A 14718-nucleotide genomic window follows, 5' to 3' on the forward strand; every position below is an offset into this window, starting at 1 on the left:
ACTTGGGGACACGAGCGCGTCGTCGAGTTTCTGTCGTTGCAGCGCGACTTGTATGCCTATTTGCATGACCAGACGCTGCGGCTGCTCAACCAAGGGCACACCGGCGCCGAAATCGCCGAAACGTTGCAGATGCCACCTGCACTGGACAACGCGTGGCACACCCGCGGCTACTACGGCTCGGTCAGCCACAACGTCAAAGCGATCTACCAGCGCTACATGGGCTGGTTCGACGGCAACCCGGCGCGGCTGTGGCCGCACCCGCCAGAGGCACTGGCCAACCGGTATGTCGACGCGATGGGCGGGATCGACCGCGTCGTCGAACTTGCTCAGCAGGCCTTCGATTCCGGTGATATTCGTTGGGCCGCAACACTTCTCGATCACGCGGTGTTTATCGACAGCACGCATCCGGCCGCACGTGCCCTGCTTGCGGAGACGTTCGATCAGTTGGCCTACGGCGCCGAGAACGCGACCTGGCGCAACTTCTTCCTGTCGGGCGCGATGGAATTGCGCGACGGCAACTTCGGCACCGCGGCTCAAACCACGTCGCTGACGTTGATGTCTGCGTTGACGCCGGCACAGATCTTCGACGGCCTCGCCATCAGTGTCAACGGTCCCCGCGCTTGGGATTTGGATCTCGCCGCCGACGTCACGTTGACCGATGTAGGCACCAACTTTCGTCTCGCACTGCACAACGGCGTGCTGGTCAGCCGCGAAACATCCGCCGACGCCGCCACCGCGGACGTGACTGTCAAGCTGGACAACGCGCTACGCCTCCTCACCGTGGCAACGGGTTTGGCCACGGGGGGAGCCAGCTCGCCGGGACTGGAGATCTCCGGTGACCAGGCAGCCCTGCAGAAACTGCTCGGTGTGCTCGACAAACCCGATCCGGCATTCAACATCGTCACCCCGTGAGATTGCGCACAGGGCTGTGATTTCGTGAAATCCACGAGCCTGTACGCATTTCAACGACTCAAGCCACGTCGATGACCACCTTGCCGACCGCCTTGCGCTCGGCCACATGGCGTAACGCCTTCGCGGCGTCGGCCAACGGGAACCGCGCGCCGATATAGGGCTGGATCCGGCCGTCGGCGAACATCTGCTGCAGCTCAGCGATGTCGCGCGCGGCGTCGTCGGGGTGATCGGCGGTGAAGGTGCGGATTTCCATGCCGCGAATCGTGATGTCCTTCAAGAGAACCAGATTGAGCGGAATGGCCGGAATGGCGCCGGCGGCGTAGCCGAGTGTGATGAACATTCCGCCCCGGGCCAGACCACGTAGCGCCGGCTCCGCGTAGTTGCCGCCGACCGGATCGATGACGACGCGGGCCCCGCCGCCGGTGAGCTCGCGGATCGCCCCCTTCAGATCGTCCCGGTCGTAGGCGACGGTCGCCGCGGCGCCGCGCTGCCTGCAGATGTCGAGCTTGTCCTGCGTCGAGGCCGCCGCCAGCACCCGGGCCTTCATCCCGACTGCCAGATCGAGCGCAGCTTGCCCGACGCCGCCGGCCGCGCCGAGGACCACCACCCAATCTCCTTCTGCGACTTGGGCAACCGACCGCAGAGCGTGATACGCGGTGCGGTAGGTGACTCCGAACGCCGCCGCCGACGCGAAGTCGGCGCCGTCGGGGACCGCGGAAACCTGATGGGCGTCGAGCAGGGCCAGCTCAGCGAAAGCGCCGGTCGGGGTGGCCCCGAATATCTGGTCGCCCGGCCGAAACGGCGCCCCGTCACCGGCGGCCACCACCTCACCCGCGAGTTCGCTGCCCGGGGTGAACGGCACCGGAATCTTGACCTGGTACTTGCCGGCGATCAGCAGCACGTCGGGAAAATTGACAGCTGCGGCGTGCACACGCACCAGCAGCTGGCCCGGGCCGGGCGTCGGATCGGCGATCTCATCGACCACCAGGTCTTCGGGTGGGCCGTAGTTGCGGCAGACGACGGCGCGCATCAACCGGCCCCCAACCCGCGCAGACAGAACCGCACCAAGTGATCGATGTCGTCCGGGCTGGGCCGGTCGGCCAGATCCAGGTGGCGCCGCATCACTGCGGCTGTGCAATGGAAGACGGTGTCGGTATCGCGAGATATATCGGTGCTGCCCAGGGTCGCGATCGGCTCGGTCAACAGATCACGCATCGGCCGCATGATCTCGTCGTCGGCGGCCCGCCAGTTCGAGGTGGCCGAGATCTGGCCGGCCGCAGCCCGACTCATGCTGATCAGGTGTGGGTCGGCCACCTGCGCGAGGGCACCTTCAATCCAGCGCCGCACCTTGCCCGCCGGCGTCCGCTCTTTGGCCATCTGGTGCTGCAGGTAGGAGACGACGATCGCGACACCGCGCTCCATCACCGCCAGGATGACGTCGTCCTTGCCGGCAAAGTATCGGTAGAAAGCTTTGTTGGACGAGCCGGCCTCGGCGACGATATCGCTGACCCGCGGCGGTTCGGGCGCTACCCGTTCCATGACCCGGACCGCGGCGGCGAGGATACGTTCGACTTCCTCGGTGGCATCCCGCTGCCGGTCGTCAAGGGCGCGCTCGACAGCCGCGGCCACCCGGCTATTGGTCAACGAGCTCACCGTATTTGGCGCGCGCGGCCTCGCGCCGGACGTGCAGCATTTCGCTGGGCCACTCCGAGCTTTCGGCCTCATAGTTTTTGAGTAGCATCCGGGCCAAGTTGACCTTGTGTGCTTCGGTGGGCCCGTCGGCCAGCCCGAGCGCAATGCCACCGAGCAAGACATTGACCAGTGGCAGCTGATCGGTGAGCCCCAGCGCGCCGTGCACCTGGATAGCCCGCAACGCAATCGATTTCAGCACCTGCGAGGCCAAGATCTTACAGGTCGCGATCTCAGCGCGGGCGCCATGTTCGTCGCCGCTGTCGATCAGCCACGCGGCATGCAGCACCGTCAGCCGGAACGGTGTCAGCTCGGTGTATGAGTCCGCGATGAACTCCTGCACCAACTGCTTGTCGGCAAGCGAAGTACCTTGAGTGAATCGGCTTTTCGCGCGCTTGGACATCATCTCGACAGCGCGCTGCGCCATCCCTATCGAGCGCATTGCATGATGCAGCCGTCCGCCCGCCAACCGGGTCTGCAGGATCAGGAAGCCTTGGCCGGCCTCGCCGAGCAGAGCGTCAGAGGACACCCGCACCCCGTCATAGTGCACAAGGGAATGACCGGGTTCGTGCGGGTCGGCCCCGACCAGATGGTGGGTAGCTTCGACATGGAGACCCTTGGTGTCTGCCGGAATCAGGAATGTCGACGCACCGTGATGGACGGCGACATCGGGGTTGGTGATCGCCACCACGATGAAAAAAGACGCCACGGATGCGTTGGAGGAGAAGTACTTTCGCCCGGTGATGACCCAATCATCGCCATCGCGGACCGCACGAGTGGTGAAGACCCGCGGATCGGCGCCGCCTTGGGGTTCTGTCATCGAGAAGCAAGAGAATATCTCGCCGGACAACAGCCCGGCCAAATAGCGGTCCTTCTGGTCCTGTGTGCCAAACCGCGCGATGATCTCCGCATTACCGGTGTCGGGTGCTTGCGTCCCGAATACAATTGGCGCCCAAGGGCTGCGGCCGAGAATCTCGTTGATCAGCGTCAGCTTGACCGCGCCGAAGCCCTGCCCGCCGAGTTCCGGACCGAGGTGCGGCGCCCACAGTCCTTGGTCGCGAACCTGTTGTTTGAGGGGGTCGACGATTTTGCGACGCTCCTCGTTCAACGGTAAGAACTCGCATCCGGGGAACAGCACCTCTAGCGGCTCGACCTCTTCGCGGACGAATTCGCGGATCCAGTCGAGTTTCTTCTCGAATTCCGGCTCGGTGGAGAAGTCCCATGTCATGTCGAATACTCCTAGGTCCTAATGGATGTCAGGGGATCCCGCCATCGGCTCGCAGTATGGAGCCAGTGGTGAAGCTGGACGCAGCGGATGCCAGAAACAATGCGGCACCGACGATTTCGGCCGGATCGCCGGCGCGCTGCAGTGAGAGGTGGACGAACGGGTTTTGCGTTGCCTGATCCAGGTTCCACGACTTGCTGACGTCGGTGAGGAACGGTCCGGCCATCAGCGTGTTGACCCGGACCGTCGGCCCGAACGCGCGTGCCAGGCCCTCGGTCATGGCATTCAGCCCCGCTTTGGACGCCGCGTAGGGAATGATGTCGGGCGCCGGGCGCAGCGACCCCGCAGTGCTGACGTTGATGATCGAGCCGCTTCCGGCGGCGATCATCCGTTCACCGACCAGAGCAGACAATCGGAACGGGCCCTTGAGGTTGAGGTTGACCACTGCGTCGAAAAGCTTCTCGGTGACATCAGTCAGCTTGTCGTAGACCGGCGACATGCCGGCGTTGTTGATCAGGGTGTCGACCTTGCCGAACCGCTCGTAGACGGCCTCGACGAGGCCGTCGAGCTGCTCCCATCGGCCGACGTGCACCTGGTATGGCATTGCGGCGCGGCCGGTTTCGCGCTCGATCTGCTCGGCGGTGTCGACGCAGTTCTCCATTTTCCGGCTGGCGATCACCACGTCTGCGCCGCAGCGGGCGGCGCCGAACGCCATTTCCCGGCCCAGCCCGCGGCTGCCGCCGGTGATCAGTACTACCTGGTCGGTCAGGTCGAAAAGCTGGTCAGCATAACCCATCTCAGCGGGCCTTGGTCGGTAGCGAGCCGGCCAGTTCGGCGGCCGTGGCGATCAGTTGCGGGATCATCGCCCCAAACGCGTGCTGGATGTTCGGGTCGACCTTTCCGGTGCGCACTCCGGCAGCGTAGGTCTTTTCCAGCACGATGCCGAGCTTCCAGTTGGCCAGCACGAGGTAGTAGTCGATGTTCTCGGTCGAGAGCCCGCTGGTCTTCTCGTAGCGGTCAAGCAGTTCGCTGCGGCTCGGCATCCCCTTCATATCGAGATAGAAGCCGTCTTCCTTGGGATTTTCGCCGTCGTAGCCCAGCAGGCACCAGGCCAAGTCCAGTAGCGGGTCGCCGACGGTAGTCATCTCCCAGTCCACGATCGCGGCGAGCCGAGCGGGCTCGCCGTGCGCGAACATCACGTTGGCGAACTGGTAGTCGCCGTGCATGATGCCCGGCTGGTAGTGCTCGGGGCGGTTGCGCCGCAGCCAGTCGGCGGCTTGGTCCAGGCCGGGAAGTTCACGCACCCGATAGGTGTCCAGGAACGCCAGCCAGCGGTCGACTTGACGCTCATGGAATCCGTCGGGACGGCCGAAGCCGTCCAGCCCCTGGGCGCGCCAGTCCACTCGGCCCAGCTTGGCGGCCGCGTCGACAAGCTCGAAGGCCAAGCCCCGGCGTGCGGTCAGGTCGGTGTCGAACGGGGTCGCCCAGCCGCCGTCCATCGGACTCCAGCCGTCGATGGCCTGCATGACGTAGAAGGGCATCCCGAGCAGATCGCCCGCATCGTTGGCGGCGATCAGCTCGGCATGCGGCACGTCGGTGCCGCGCAGCGCGCGCACCAGTCGGATCTCGCGTAACAGCCCGTCGATGCGGGCCGCATCGGCGCGGGCGCCGGGCATCCGCAGCACCATGCGTTCGTCCCCGCGCCGGATCAGGTAGAGGGTGTTCTGTGAGCCGCCGGAGAGCTGTTCCAGCACGGTTTCTTCGCCTTCGCCGGGGGCGCCATTGGCGTCCAGCCAGCGTCCCAGCACGCCTGCATCCAGCATCTGCACACCCCAATCTCTGTAGGGAGAATAGCATTCTCTGCCGGGATGACAAGGGCCTCGTGTCGCATGCGAGGCTGTGCGCATGCAGTTGCTTCTGGTCCGGCATGCGTTGCCGCTCCGCAGCGAACCCGGCCAGGGCGCTGACCCCGACCTCTCCGACGAAGGGTGGGCGCAGGTCGCGCGGCTGCCTGAGGCACTGGCCAGGTTTCCGATCACCCGCGTGGTGAGCAGCCCGCAGCGTCGCGCCATCCAGACCGCGGAGCCGGTCGCCGCCGCGCGCGGAATGACCGTCGAGATCGACGACCGGTTCGCCGAATACGACCGCGACCTGCCGGTGTACATCCCCATCGAGCACATCCGTGACGAGAACCCGCACGAGTGGGCCCGGATGGCCGCCGGGCACCTGCCCAGCACGGTCGACGAGGACGCCTTTCGCGCCCGGGTGCGGGCCGCGGTCGATGACGTCGCCGCAGGCGCGGAGCACGAGGACACCGTCGTGGTGTTCAGCCACGGCGGCGTGATCAACGTCGTGCTGCACGAGATCCTTGGAACCGAGCGGGTGTTGTCGTTTCCGATCGACTACGTCTCGGTAACGCGGCTGCTGTTCTCCCGGTCCGGTCAAGCGAGCGTGGTGACGGTCAACGGCACCGAGCATGTGTGGGACCTGCTGCCGCGCAACCAACGCCAGCCGACGCCCGACGACGATGCGGCCGAAACGGCTGCTGAGGAGTCGGGCAAATCAGTGGTAAGTAGGTCCGGTGACCCTCGACGGCCTTGACCTTTCCGCGCTGGACAAATATCTACGTTCGGCGGGCGTCGGCCGGGACGGGGAGCTGCGGGCGCAGCTGATCTCCGGCGGCCGCTCCAACCTGACCTTCCTGGTCGCCGACGATTCATCGAAGTGGGTGCTGCGGCGCCCGCCGTTGCACGGGTTGACGCCGTCGGCGCACGACATGGCGCGTGAGTACAAAGTGGTGGCGGCGCTGGCCGACACCGCGGTTCCGGTCGCCCGCGCGGTGGCACTGTGCGACGACGACGCGGTGCTCGGTGCGCCGTTCCAAATGGTCGAATACGTTGGCGGGCAAGTGGTCCGCACCCGCACCGAGCTCGAGGCGTTGGGCGACGAGCAGGTCATCGAAGGCTGCGTCGACGCGCTGATCCGGGTGCTGGCAGACCTGCATGCGGTCGACCCGGCTGCGGTGGGACTCGCCGATTTCGGCAAACCGAACGGGTATCTAGAACGCCAGGTTCGCCGCTGGGGCTCGCAGTGGGAACTGGTGCGCTCGTCCGATGACGACCGCGACGCCGACGTCGCGCGACTGCACGCGGCGTTGCAGGAAGCGGTGCCGCAGCAGAGCCGAACGTCGATAGTGCACGGCGACTATCGCATCGACAACACGATCCTGGACGCAGTCGACCCGTCACGGGTGCGCGCCGTCGTGGACTGGGAGCTGTCCACGCTGGGCGATCCACTCAGCGACGCGGCGCTGATGTGCGTGTACCGCGATCCGTCGCTGGACCTGATCATCAATGCACACGCTGCCTGGACGTCGCCGCAACTGCCGGTCGCCGACGAGCTCGCACACCGCTACTCGGTGATTGCCGGACAGCCGTTGGCGCACTGGAACTTCTACATGGCGCTGGCGTACTTCAAGCTGGCCATCATCGCGGCAGGCATCGATTTCCGCAGGCGGATGTCGGGTGGCGCCGACGACGTCGACGCATCCGACCGCGTCGGCGAAACCGTCGCGCCGTTGATCGCCCGTGGGCTGACCGAGCTGCGGACAGCGTGATTGCTTATCGGCCTGCGGCGAGGTTCTTCTTGGCCGCACGTCGCAACTGGTAGATGCGCGCTGTGCCGGCGAGCACGGTGATGAGCCCGCCGCCTATCGCCGCCAGCAGAATGGCCACCCCCTCCTGCAGGCTCCAGTGCCAACCGAGGAAGTGGAACTGGGCCGAATTGGGGTTTTGGATGATGAAGATCAACAGCACGATCAGAATCAGGAAGCCCGCCGTCAGCGACGTCCACAGGCTGGCGGCGCGGGTGAACTTCACCGCCGATTCCGGCGGCGCGCCGTCGTCTTGGGCCGGCGGGGGAACGGGTTGATCGGGCGATACAGGTGAATCGCTACTCATAGGTTTCCATCTTGCCCTTTGTCGCACGGAATGAAACGAAACGGGGCCGGAAACCTCGCCGCACTCTCAAACGGGGCGCCGCCGCAAGATACTGTCGATTGCTATGAGCAGGCTGCGATGGCGCGGATACCGCGCGGCGGCGTGGCTCGCGAGCTTGTGTGTTGTTCTGGCGGCCTGCGGCAGCTCCAATCCGCTGGGCGGGGCGTCAGGCGATTTGAACTCGATCGTGGTCGGATCTGCCAGCTTCCCGGAATCCAAAATCGTCGCGGAAATCTATGCACAAGCGTTGCAGACCAACGGTTTCAGTGTCGGCCGCCGCATGGGAATCGGCAGCCGAGAAGCGTATATCCCTGCGCTGAAGGACCATTCGATCGATCTGGTGCCCGAATACATCGGCAACCTGCTGCTGTACTTCGAGTCGAAGGCGACAGTGACGATGCTCGATGCCGTCGAATTGGAGCTCTACAAACAGCTGCCCGGCGACTTGTCGATTCTGACCCCGTCACCTGCGGCGGACACCGACACCGTCACCGTCACCGCCGCCACCGCGGCCAAATGGAACCTCAAGACCATCGCAGATCTGGCCGCACATTCTCCCGAGGTCAAATTCGCCGCGCCCTCGGACTTTCAATCCCGGTCGTCGGGTCTGGTTGGGTTGCGGGCGAGATACGGGCTCGACATCGCGCCCGGGAACTTCGTCGCGATCAGCGACGACGGCGGCGCGGTCACTGTTCGTGCGCTGGTCCGCGGCACGGTCAACGCCGCCAACATCTTCAGCACTTCACCGGCGATCATGCAGAACCATCTGGTTGTGCTCGACGACCCGGAATGCAATTTCCTGGCCGGCAACATTGTCCCGCTGGTGAATTCGCAGAAGAAATCCGATCGGCTCAAAGGCGTGCTGGACGCGGTGTCGGCCAAGATGACCAGCCACGGCCTGGCCGAGCTCAACGCCTCTGTATCCGGGAACTCTGGCATCGACCCCGACCAGGCAGCTCGAAACTGGTTGCGGGATAATGGCTTCGACCATCCGATCAAAAGCTGACAGTTGATCAGCTTCGAGAATGTTTCCAAGGTTTACGCCGACGGCACCGTCGCCGTCGATGACCTGAGCCTGGAAGTGCCCGAGGGCTCGCTGACCGTTTTTGTCGGGCCCTCCGGCTGCGGCAAAACCACGTCGATGCGGATGATCAATCGGATGGTCGAGCCGACATCGGGCACCGTCAAGGTCGACGGCGCCGACGTCGCGCGTGTCGACCCGGTGCAGCTGCGGCTCGGCATCGGCTACGTGATCCAGGGCGCAGGCCTGATGCCGCACCAGCGGGTGATCGACAACGTGGCGACGGTGCCGGTCCTGAAAGGACAATCTCGGCGGGCCGCGCGCACGGCCGCCTACGACGTGTTAGAGCGGGTGGGTTTGAATGCCAAGCTGGCCAGCCGGTATCCCGCGCAGCTCTCCGGCGGCGAGCAGCAGCGCGTCGGGGTAGCCCGGGCGCTCGCCGCCGATCCGCCGATTATGTTGATGGACGAACCATTTTCGGCTGTAGACCCGATAGTCCGCCTCGAGCTGCAGCGCGAAATACTGCGGCTACAAGCCGAATTGCACAAGACGATCGTGTTCGTTACGCACGACATCGATGAGGCTGTCCGGCTCGCCGACCGCGTTGCGGTGTTCGGTCCGGGTGGGTCGCTGCAGCAGTACGAGGGGCCCGCGCGGCTGTTGTCGCGGCCGGCCAATGATTTCGTGTCGAGGATGATCGGTCTCGGTCGTGGCTATCGGTGGCTGCAGTTCTTGGACGCGGCGCAACTGCCAGTGCACGACATCGATCGGATCGCCGAATCCGCGATTTCAGACGCCCAACTTCGCGACGGCTGGACATTGGTGGTGAAAGCCGATGGCGCACCGTTGGGCTGGATCGACGCGAACGGCGCACGTCAGCACCGCGGCGGGGCGTCGCTGCGTGACAGCGTGACGTCGGTCGGCTCGCTATTCCGCCCGGGCGGCAACCTCAGCCAGGCACTGGATGCCGCGTTGTCGTCGCCGGCAGCGATAGGGGTAGCCGTCGACAAGGGGGGCAAGGTCATCGGGGGAGTCCGGGCCGGCGATGTGCTGGCCGTGTTGGAATCCCAACCGCGGGACTAGGCGTGCACTACCTGCTCACTCATCTCCCGGCGGCGTGGATGCTGACGGCGATTCACCTGCGGCTGTCGCTGGTGCCGGTTTTGGCCGGGCTGGCGATTGCGCTGCCGTGGGGGGTGCTGGTGCGTCGCAGGGCCGCGTTGCGACGACTGACCACACTCACCGCCAGCGTGGTCTTCACCATTCCGTCGCTGGCGCTGTTCGTTGTGTTGCCGCTGATCATTCCGACCCGGATTCTCGACGAGGCCAATGTCATTGTCGCGCTGACGCTTTACACCACGGCGCTGATGGTCCGGTCGGTTTTCGAGGCGCTCGACGCGGTGCCGGCACAAGTGCGCGACGCTGCCAGCGCGATCGGTTACCGGCCGATCATGCGACTGATCAAAGTTGAACTGCCACTGTCGATTCCGGTGCTGGTTGCCGAGCTGCGAGTGGTCGTGGTGACCAACATCTCGATGGTCTCGGTGGGCGCGGTGATTGGCATCGGCGGCTTGGGCACCTGGTTCACCGAGGGCTACCAGGCGAACAAGAGCGACCAGATCGTCGCGGGAATCATCGCCATCCTGGTGGTCGCGCTTGTCGTCGACATACTGATCATGCTGGCCGGGCGGATCGCGACGCCGTGGAACCGAACATCGCGGCCCGGCCGACGGTTGCCGACGGCTCCGGTGGTGGGGGGCGCGCGATGACCTTCATCGAACAGGCGGTGTCGTATCTGTTCACCGCGAGCAACTGGTTCGGCCCGGTGGGTCTGGCGGCGCGCACCTTGGAGCACCTGGAGTACACCGCGGCCGCGGTAGCAGTTTCGGCGCTGATCGCGATCCCGGTCGGCATGCTCGTCGGGCACACCGGCCGTGGCGCCCTGGTGGTGGTGAGCATGGTCAACGCGTTACGCGCGCTGCCGACCCTGGGTGTGTTGCTGTTGGCCGTATTGCTGTGGGGCTTGGGCCTGGTGCCGCCGATCGTGGCGCTGATGCTGCTGGGCATCCCGTCGTTGCTGGCCGGCACGTATGCGGGCATTGCCGCGGTGGATCACACCGTGGTCGACGCCGCCCGCGCGATGGGCATGGGCGAGCTGCGGGTGCTGTTGCGGGTCGAGGTGCCCAACGCGCTGCCGCTGATACTTGGCGGGCTGCGCACCGCGACGTTGCAGGTGGTCGCCACCGCGACGGTGGCCGCCTATGCCAGCTTGGGCGGGCTGGGCCGATATTTGATCGACGGCATCAACGTGCGCCAATTCCATATCGCTCTGGTCGGTGCGTTGATGGTGGCTGCGCTGGCGCTGATCCTTGACGCCGCGCTGGCATTCGCGATCTGGGCCTCGGCGCCCGGTACCGGTCGGCTGAGACGTAGACCACCGAATGGCGCGGGCGTGACCGACCGCGCCTCGATATCGCCGGGGCCGTCGCTTAACGTAGACGCGTGAGCCCAGCCCCCACGGAAGCGACGTCGAGCTCCTGGTCGACGATTCTGACCTGGCGCGCGCACGATGCCAGGCGGATGGAATCGGTACGGGTGCAGTTGTCCGGCAAGCGATTAAAGGCCAACGGGCGCATCGTGGCCGCGGCCTCCGAGACCAATCCGGCGTTCGCGGCCTACTACGATCTGCAAACCGACGAGACCGGCGCGACCAAGCGACTTGGCATGACGGTCACGCTCGCCGAGCGGGAGCGTCAGCTCGCGATCGCCCGGGACGAGGAGAACATGTGGCTGGTCACCGACCATCAGGGCGAGTCTCGGGCAGGCTTCGACGGCGCCCTTGACGTCGATCTGGTCTTCAGCCCGTTCTTCAACGCGTTGCCGATTCGTCGCCGCGGTTTGATCGAGCGAGCGGACTCGATCACCGTGCCGACGATCTACGTGAGACTGCCCGAAATGTCGGTGACCTCAGCAATGGTCAGCTACAGCAGTCCAGCCCCGGGAAGTGCCGAAGGGATCAAGGTGCACTCGCCGGTATCCGAGGTAACGCTGACCGTCGACGCTGACGGGTTCATTGTGGATTACCCAGGCTTGGCAGAGCGGATCTGATCACCCCGCCGGCGCGACCCGCGGCGGCCAACTCCTCACGCCACTTCTCCGCGCCGATGAACACAGTGACAATTTCCGGCCGCGAGAAGCTGTCATAGCGGGTACGCGCGGCATGCCCGGCCTCGACGAGCTCGGCGACGGAGTTGTTGTGCGCCAATGACTCTCGCGCATCGGTGAGCAATTCGATCGCCCGGTCCACCGCCGGCAGCAGTTGGCCCGCGTTGGCTTCGCACATCGCCCGCACCAGATCCGGTGCGCTGCCCGCCACCCGCGTGCCATCCCGGAACGACCCTGCGGCCAGTGCGAACGCCAGCGGAACCTCCGAAGCGGTGACGGCCAGTGCTTCGGCGAGCAGGTGCGGCAAATGTGAGATCGCGGCTGCGGCCGCGTCGTGTTCGTCGGATTTGGCCGGCACCACCACCGACCCGCAGTCCAGCGCCAGCTCCACCACCATCGACCAGATTGTCGGGTCGACGTGATCGTCCACGCTCATCACCCACGGCGCACCGGTGAAGAGCCGGGCATGGCCGGCGGCCCAACCCGAGTGCGCCGTACCCGTCATCGGGTGCCCGCCGACGAAGCGCTGCCGCAAACCGGCCGCGGTCACCTCATCGAGCACCGCGCTCTTGACGCTGGTCACGTCGGTGAGCGGACAGTCGGGGGCCCACTCTTTGATATGGCCGAGCAGGATGGGCAACCCCGGCATCGGCACCGCGAGAACGATCAGCGCGCCGATATCGGCGGCGCGGGTCAGCGCTTCGGTGATATCGGTGGTGGCGTCAAAGCCATCGAACCGGGCCGCCTGTGCCCCTTCGACCGAGCGGTTATAGCCGAAGGCCTCGCGGCCGGCCGCCGTCGCGGCACGCAGTAACGATCCCCCGATCAGTCCCAGGCCGAGCACGCACACCGGTGTTTTCGCCACCCCACAAGGTTGGCACATTTACCTGGGAGAGCTGACGCCTGATAGGCGGCCGCCGCGACCCTGATCTGCTGGTGATGTGCTGGTCAATGGGCCTCAGCGGGACTAGCGTAGGCGGCCATGGGAGCACAGCGGGCTTCCGCGCAGGCTGACACGCCGGACGGATTCGGCGTGGCGGTTGTGCGCGAGGACGGTAAATGGCGCTGTTCTGCCATGCGTTCCAAGGTCCTGACCAGCCTGAGTGATGCGGAAACCGAACTGCGGGAGTTGCGCAGCGCCGGCGCGGTTTTCGGGCTGCTCGACATCGACGACGAGTTCTTCGTGATCGTGCGGCCGGCGCCGTCGGGAACCCGTTTGTTGCTGTCCGACGCGACCGCGGCACTGGACTACGACATCGCCGCTGAAGTGCTGGACAACCTGGACGCCGACATCGATCCGGAGGATCTAGAGGACGCCGAGCCGTTCGAGGAGGGCGATCTCGGATTGCTCTCGGATGTCGGGCTGCCCGAGGCGGTGCTGGGCGTCATTCTTGATGAGACCGACCTCTACGCCGACGAGCAGCTGGGCCGCATCGCGCGGGAGATGGGCTTTGCCGAAGAATTGTCGGCGGTGCTCGACCGCCTCGGTCGGTGATCGCAACACCGAACGGTGAGCTCCGACGAAGACCTGATGCGTGCCGCGCTGGCGGTCGCCGCTACCGCGGGCCCACGTGACGTGCCAGTCGGCGCGGTGGTCCTCGGCGCGGACGGAACCGAGCTGGCCCGTGCGGTCAATGCGCGTGAGGCACTGGGCGATCCGACCGCGCACGCCGAGATCCTGGCCATCCGGGCTGCCGCCGCGGTACTCGGCGACGGGTGGCGGCTGCCCGGAGCGACGCTGGCGGTCACCGTTGAGCCGTGCACAATGTGCGCCGGCGCGTTGGTGATGGCGCGGGTCGACCGTCTGGTGTTCGGGGCCTGGGAGCCCAAGACCGGAGCGGTCGGCTCGCTATGGGACGTGGTCCGCGACCGGCGGCTCAACCATCGCCCGGCCGTCCGCGGCGGAGTGTTGGCCGACGACTGCGCCGCGCTGCTTGAGGCGTTCTTCGCTCGCCAGCGATTGGGCTGAGCCGCGCAGCGTTGGGTAAGCTCTCCGGCGGTGGCGTGTCCGAGCGGCCTAAGGAGCACGCCTCGAAAGCGTGTGACGGCAAACACCGTCCGAGGGTTCAAATCCCTCCGCCACCGCCAGCATCACCGCAGCTCAAAGGTCACTGCCACCGCGTCCACGTTACTTCCAGAATGCGTTCATGGGTGGGGCGTACATGTCGTTGGGTGTGAGCGGGGCCAGACGCAAGGCGTCTTCAATAGTGGCCATCAGGCTGTACTGGTTGTAGTAGGCGTCGGTGGTGAAGTGGCCGGGTTGCATCCCCCCAGCCGTTATGGCGTCCTGGTTCGGGATCACAATCATCGGAACGTTGTTGCCTTCGTTACCGAAGCCCAGTGACAGGTTGTTGTTGTCCTCGTCCCAGGTGATGATGATCGCATCCTTCGCGTTCGGGTCCGTCCACGTTGGCGAGTTTTCAATGGCGGACACCTCTTGCTGGACGAACTGGTCGCCGGCCGCGACGTTGTACTTATGGTCCGTGAACTGGGTGATAAGGAATTGGGCGAGGCCCGAAGGAGTGTCGATAGGGCCTTCCATGTTGTTGGCCTCGTTAGCAGCGATCCAGGTGAACTCCGGGAAGTTGCTCGGGTCCTTGAGATCGGTGGACAACTGATCCAGCGGGAGCAAATGATCCTTCAGGTATTCGGGGGAGTTGTCGTAGACGGAGTTGAACTGGGCGAAGGGTAGTTGGTCGACGTTGTAG

18 protein-coding genes and 1 tRNA gene are annotated in these 14718 nt (G+C 65.5%); 11 read left to right on the forward strand and 8 right to left on the reverse strand.

Annotation, left to right across the window (positions count from 1 at the left end; all coding sequences use genetic code 11):
* Nucleotides 1-912: alkyl sulfatase dimerization domain-containing protein (locus WBF82_RS15175; RefSeq protein WP_424383818.1), on the forward strand; the 912-nt coding region annotated here is incomplete at its 5' end.
* A 58-nt stretch (nucleotides 913-970) separates the two neighbouring features.
* Here WBF82_RS15175 and WBF82_RS15180 read toward each other — a convergent pair.
* Genes WBF82_RS15180 through WBF82_RS15200 form a run of 5 tightly spaced genes read right to left on the reverse strand, consistent with a single transcriptional unit; the run spans nucleotide 971 to nucleotide 5649 of the window.
* Nucleotides 971-1942, reverse strand: a complete 972-nt coding sequence (locus tag WBF82_RS15180) for an NADPH:quinone oxidoreductase family protein (RefSeq protein WP_424383819.1) — start codon at nucleotides 1940-1942, stop codon at nucleotides 971-973.
* Entirely contained in the window at nucleotides 1942-2565 is a 624-nt protein-coding gene (locus tag WBF82_RS15185) for a TetR/AcrR family transcriptional regulator (protein ID WP_424383820.1), read from the reverse strand. The genes WBF82_RS15180 and WBF82_RS15185 overlap by 1 nt, the downstream gene beginning before the upstream one ends.
* Entirely contained in the window at nucleotides 2546-3829 is a 1284-nt protein-coding gene (locus WBF82_RS15190; RefSeq protein ID WP_424383821.1) for an acyl-CoA dehydrogenase family protein, read from the reverse strand. Before WBF82_RS15190 ends, WBF82_RS15185 begins: the two co-directional genes overlap by 20 nt.
* Nucleotides 3830-3857: 28 nt before the next feature.
* A complete protein-coding gene (locus WBF82_RS15195; protein WP_424383822.1) occupies nucleotides 3858-4622 on the reverse strand; it encodes an SDR family NAD(P)-dependent oxidoreductase in 765 nt (254 codons plus the stop codon).
* A 1-nt stretch (nucleotide 4623) separates the two neighbouring features.
* Complete coding sequence (locus tag WBF82_RS15200) at nucleotides 4624-5649, reverse strand: phosphotransferase family protein (protein WP_424383823.1); 1026 nt, start codon at nucleotides 5647-5649, stop codon at nucleotides 4624-4626.
* A gap of 82 nt (nucleotides 5650-5731) precedes the next feature.
* On the opposite strand from WBF82_RS15200, the gene WBF82_RS15205 reads away from it, so the two are divergent.
* Nucleotides 5732-6427, forward strand: coding sequence for a histidine phosphatase family protein (locus WBF82_RS15205; RefSeq protein WP_424383824.1), 696 nt, complete (start codon nucleotides 5732-5734; stop codon nucleotides 6425-6427).
* A complete protein-coding gene (locus WBF82_RS15210; protein ID WP_424383825.1) occupies nucleotides 6408-7442 on the forward strand; it encodes a phosphotransferase family protein in 1035 nt (344 codons plus the stop codon). The genes WBF82_RS15205 and WBF82_RS15210 overlap by 20 nt, the downstream gene beginning before the upstream one ends.
* 4 nt (nucleotides 7443-7446) lie before the next feature.
* Here the strand turns inward: WBF82_RS15210 and WBF82_RS15215 are convergent, their stop codons facing one another.
* Entirely contained in the window at nucleotides 7447-7785 is a 339-nt protein-coding gene (locus tag WBF82_RS15215) for a LapA family protein (RefSeq protein ID WP_424383826.1), read from the reverse strand.
* Nucleotides 7786-7888: 103 nt separating this feature from the next.
* On the opposite strand from WBF82_RS15215, the gene WBF82_RS15220 reads away from it, so the two are divergent.
* The 5 genes from WBF82_RS15220 (at nucleotide 7889) to WBF82_RS15240 (ending at nucleotide 11953) form a co-directional block, all read left to right on the forward strand.
* Nucleotides 7889-8830, forward strand: coding sequence for an ABC transporter substrate-binding protein (locus WBF82_RS15220; RefSeq protein ID WP_424383827.1), 942 nt, complete (start codon nucleotides 7889-7891; stop codon nucleotides 8828-8830).
* A gap of 3 nt (nucleotides 8831-8833) precedes the next feature.
* A complete protein-coding gene (locus WBF82_RS15225) occupies nucleotides 8834-9928 on the forward strand; it encodes an ABC transporter ATP-binding protein (protein WP_424383828.1) in 1095 nt (364 codons plus the stop codon).
* Between the two features lie 2 nt (nucleotides 9929-9930).
* The gene (locus WBF82_RS15230; protein WP_424383829.1) at nucleotides 9931-10614 is read left to right on the forward strand and encodes an ABC transporter permease; all 684 of its coding nucleotides are present in this window, start codon (nucleotides 9931-9933) and stop codon (nucleotides 10612-10614) included.
* Nucleotides 10611-11351 carry an ABC transporter permease gene (locus WBF82_RS15235; protein WP_424383830.1) on the forward strand — a complete coding sequence of 247 codons (741 nt, stop codon included), beginning with the start codon at nucleotides 10611-10613 and terminating at the stop codon, nucleotides 11349-11351. Before WBF82_RS15230 ends, WBF82_RS15235 begins: the two co-directional genes overlap by 4 nt.
* A gap of 74 nt (nucleotides 11352-11425) precedes the next feature.
* Nucleotides 11426-11953, forward strand: coding sequence for a putative glycolipid-binding domain-containing protein (locus WBF82_RS15240; protein WP_424079787.1), 528 nt, complete (start codon nucleotides 11426-11428; stop codon nucleotides 11951-11953).
* Here the strand turns inward: WBF82_RS15240 and WBF82_RS15245 are convergent.
* Nucleotides 11916-12860, reverse strand: coding sequence for a prephenate dehydrogenase (locus tag WBF82_RS15245; RefSeq protein ID WP_424383834.1), 945 nt, complete (start codon nucleotides 12858-12860; stop codon nucleotides 11916-11918). The genes WBF82_RS15240 and WBF82_RS15245 overlap by 38 nt on opposite strands.
* Nucleotides 12861-12992: 132 nt before the next feature.
* On the opposite strand from WBF82_RS15245, the gene WBF82_RS15250 reads away from it, so the two are divergent.
* From WBF82_RS15250 to WBF82_RS15260, 3 genes are all read left to right on the forward strand, one after another.
* A complete protein-coding gene (locus tag WBF82_RS15250) occupies nucleotides 12993-13505 on the forward strand; it encodes a tRNA adenosine deaminase-associated protein (protein ID WP_424383831.1) in 513 nt (170 codons plus the stop codon).
* Between the two features lie 15 nt (nucleotides 13506-13520).
* Nucleotides 13521-13979: a nucleoside deaminase gene (locus tag WBF82_RS15255; protein ID WP_424383832.1), complete on the forward strand. Its 459-nt coding sequence runs from the start codon at nucleotides 13521-13523 to the stop codon at nucleotides 13977-13979.
* 29 nt (nucleotides 13980-14008) lie between these two features.
* A tRNA-Ser gene (locus WBF82_RS15260) sits at nucleotides 14009-14098 on the forward strand.
* A gap of 40 nt (nucleotides 14099-14138) precedes the next feature.
* Here WBF82_RS15260 and WBF82_RS15265 read toward each other — a convergent pair.
* A partial coding sequence (locus WBF82_RS15265) for an alkaline phosphatase family protein (RefSeq protein ID WP_424383833.1) occupies nucleotides 14139-14718 on the reverse strand: 580 nt, incomplete at its 5' end.

Origin of the sequence: Mycobacterium sp., from assembly GCF_049673265.1 — a bacterium.
In the GTDB taxonomy this organism is placed as follows: Bacteria; Actinomycetota; Actinomycetes; order Mycobacteriales; family Mycobacteriaceae; genus Mycobacterium.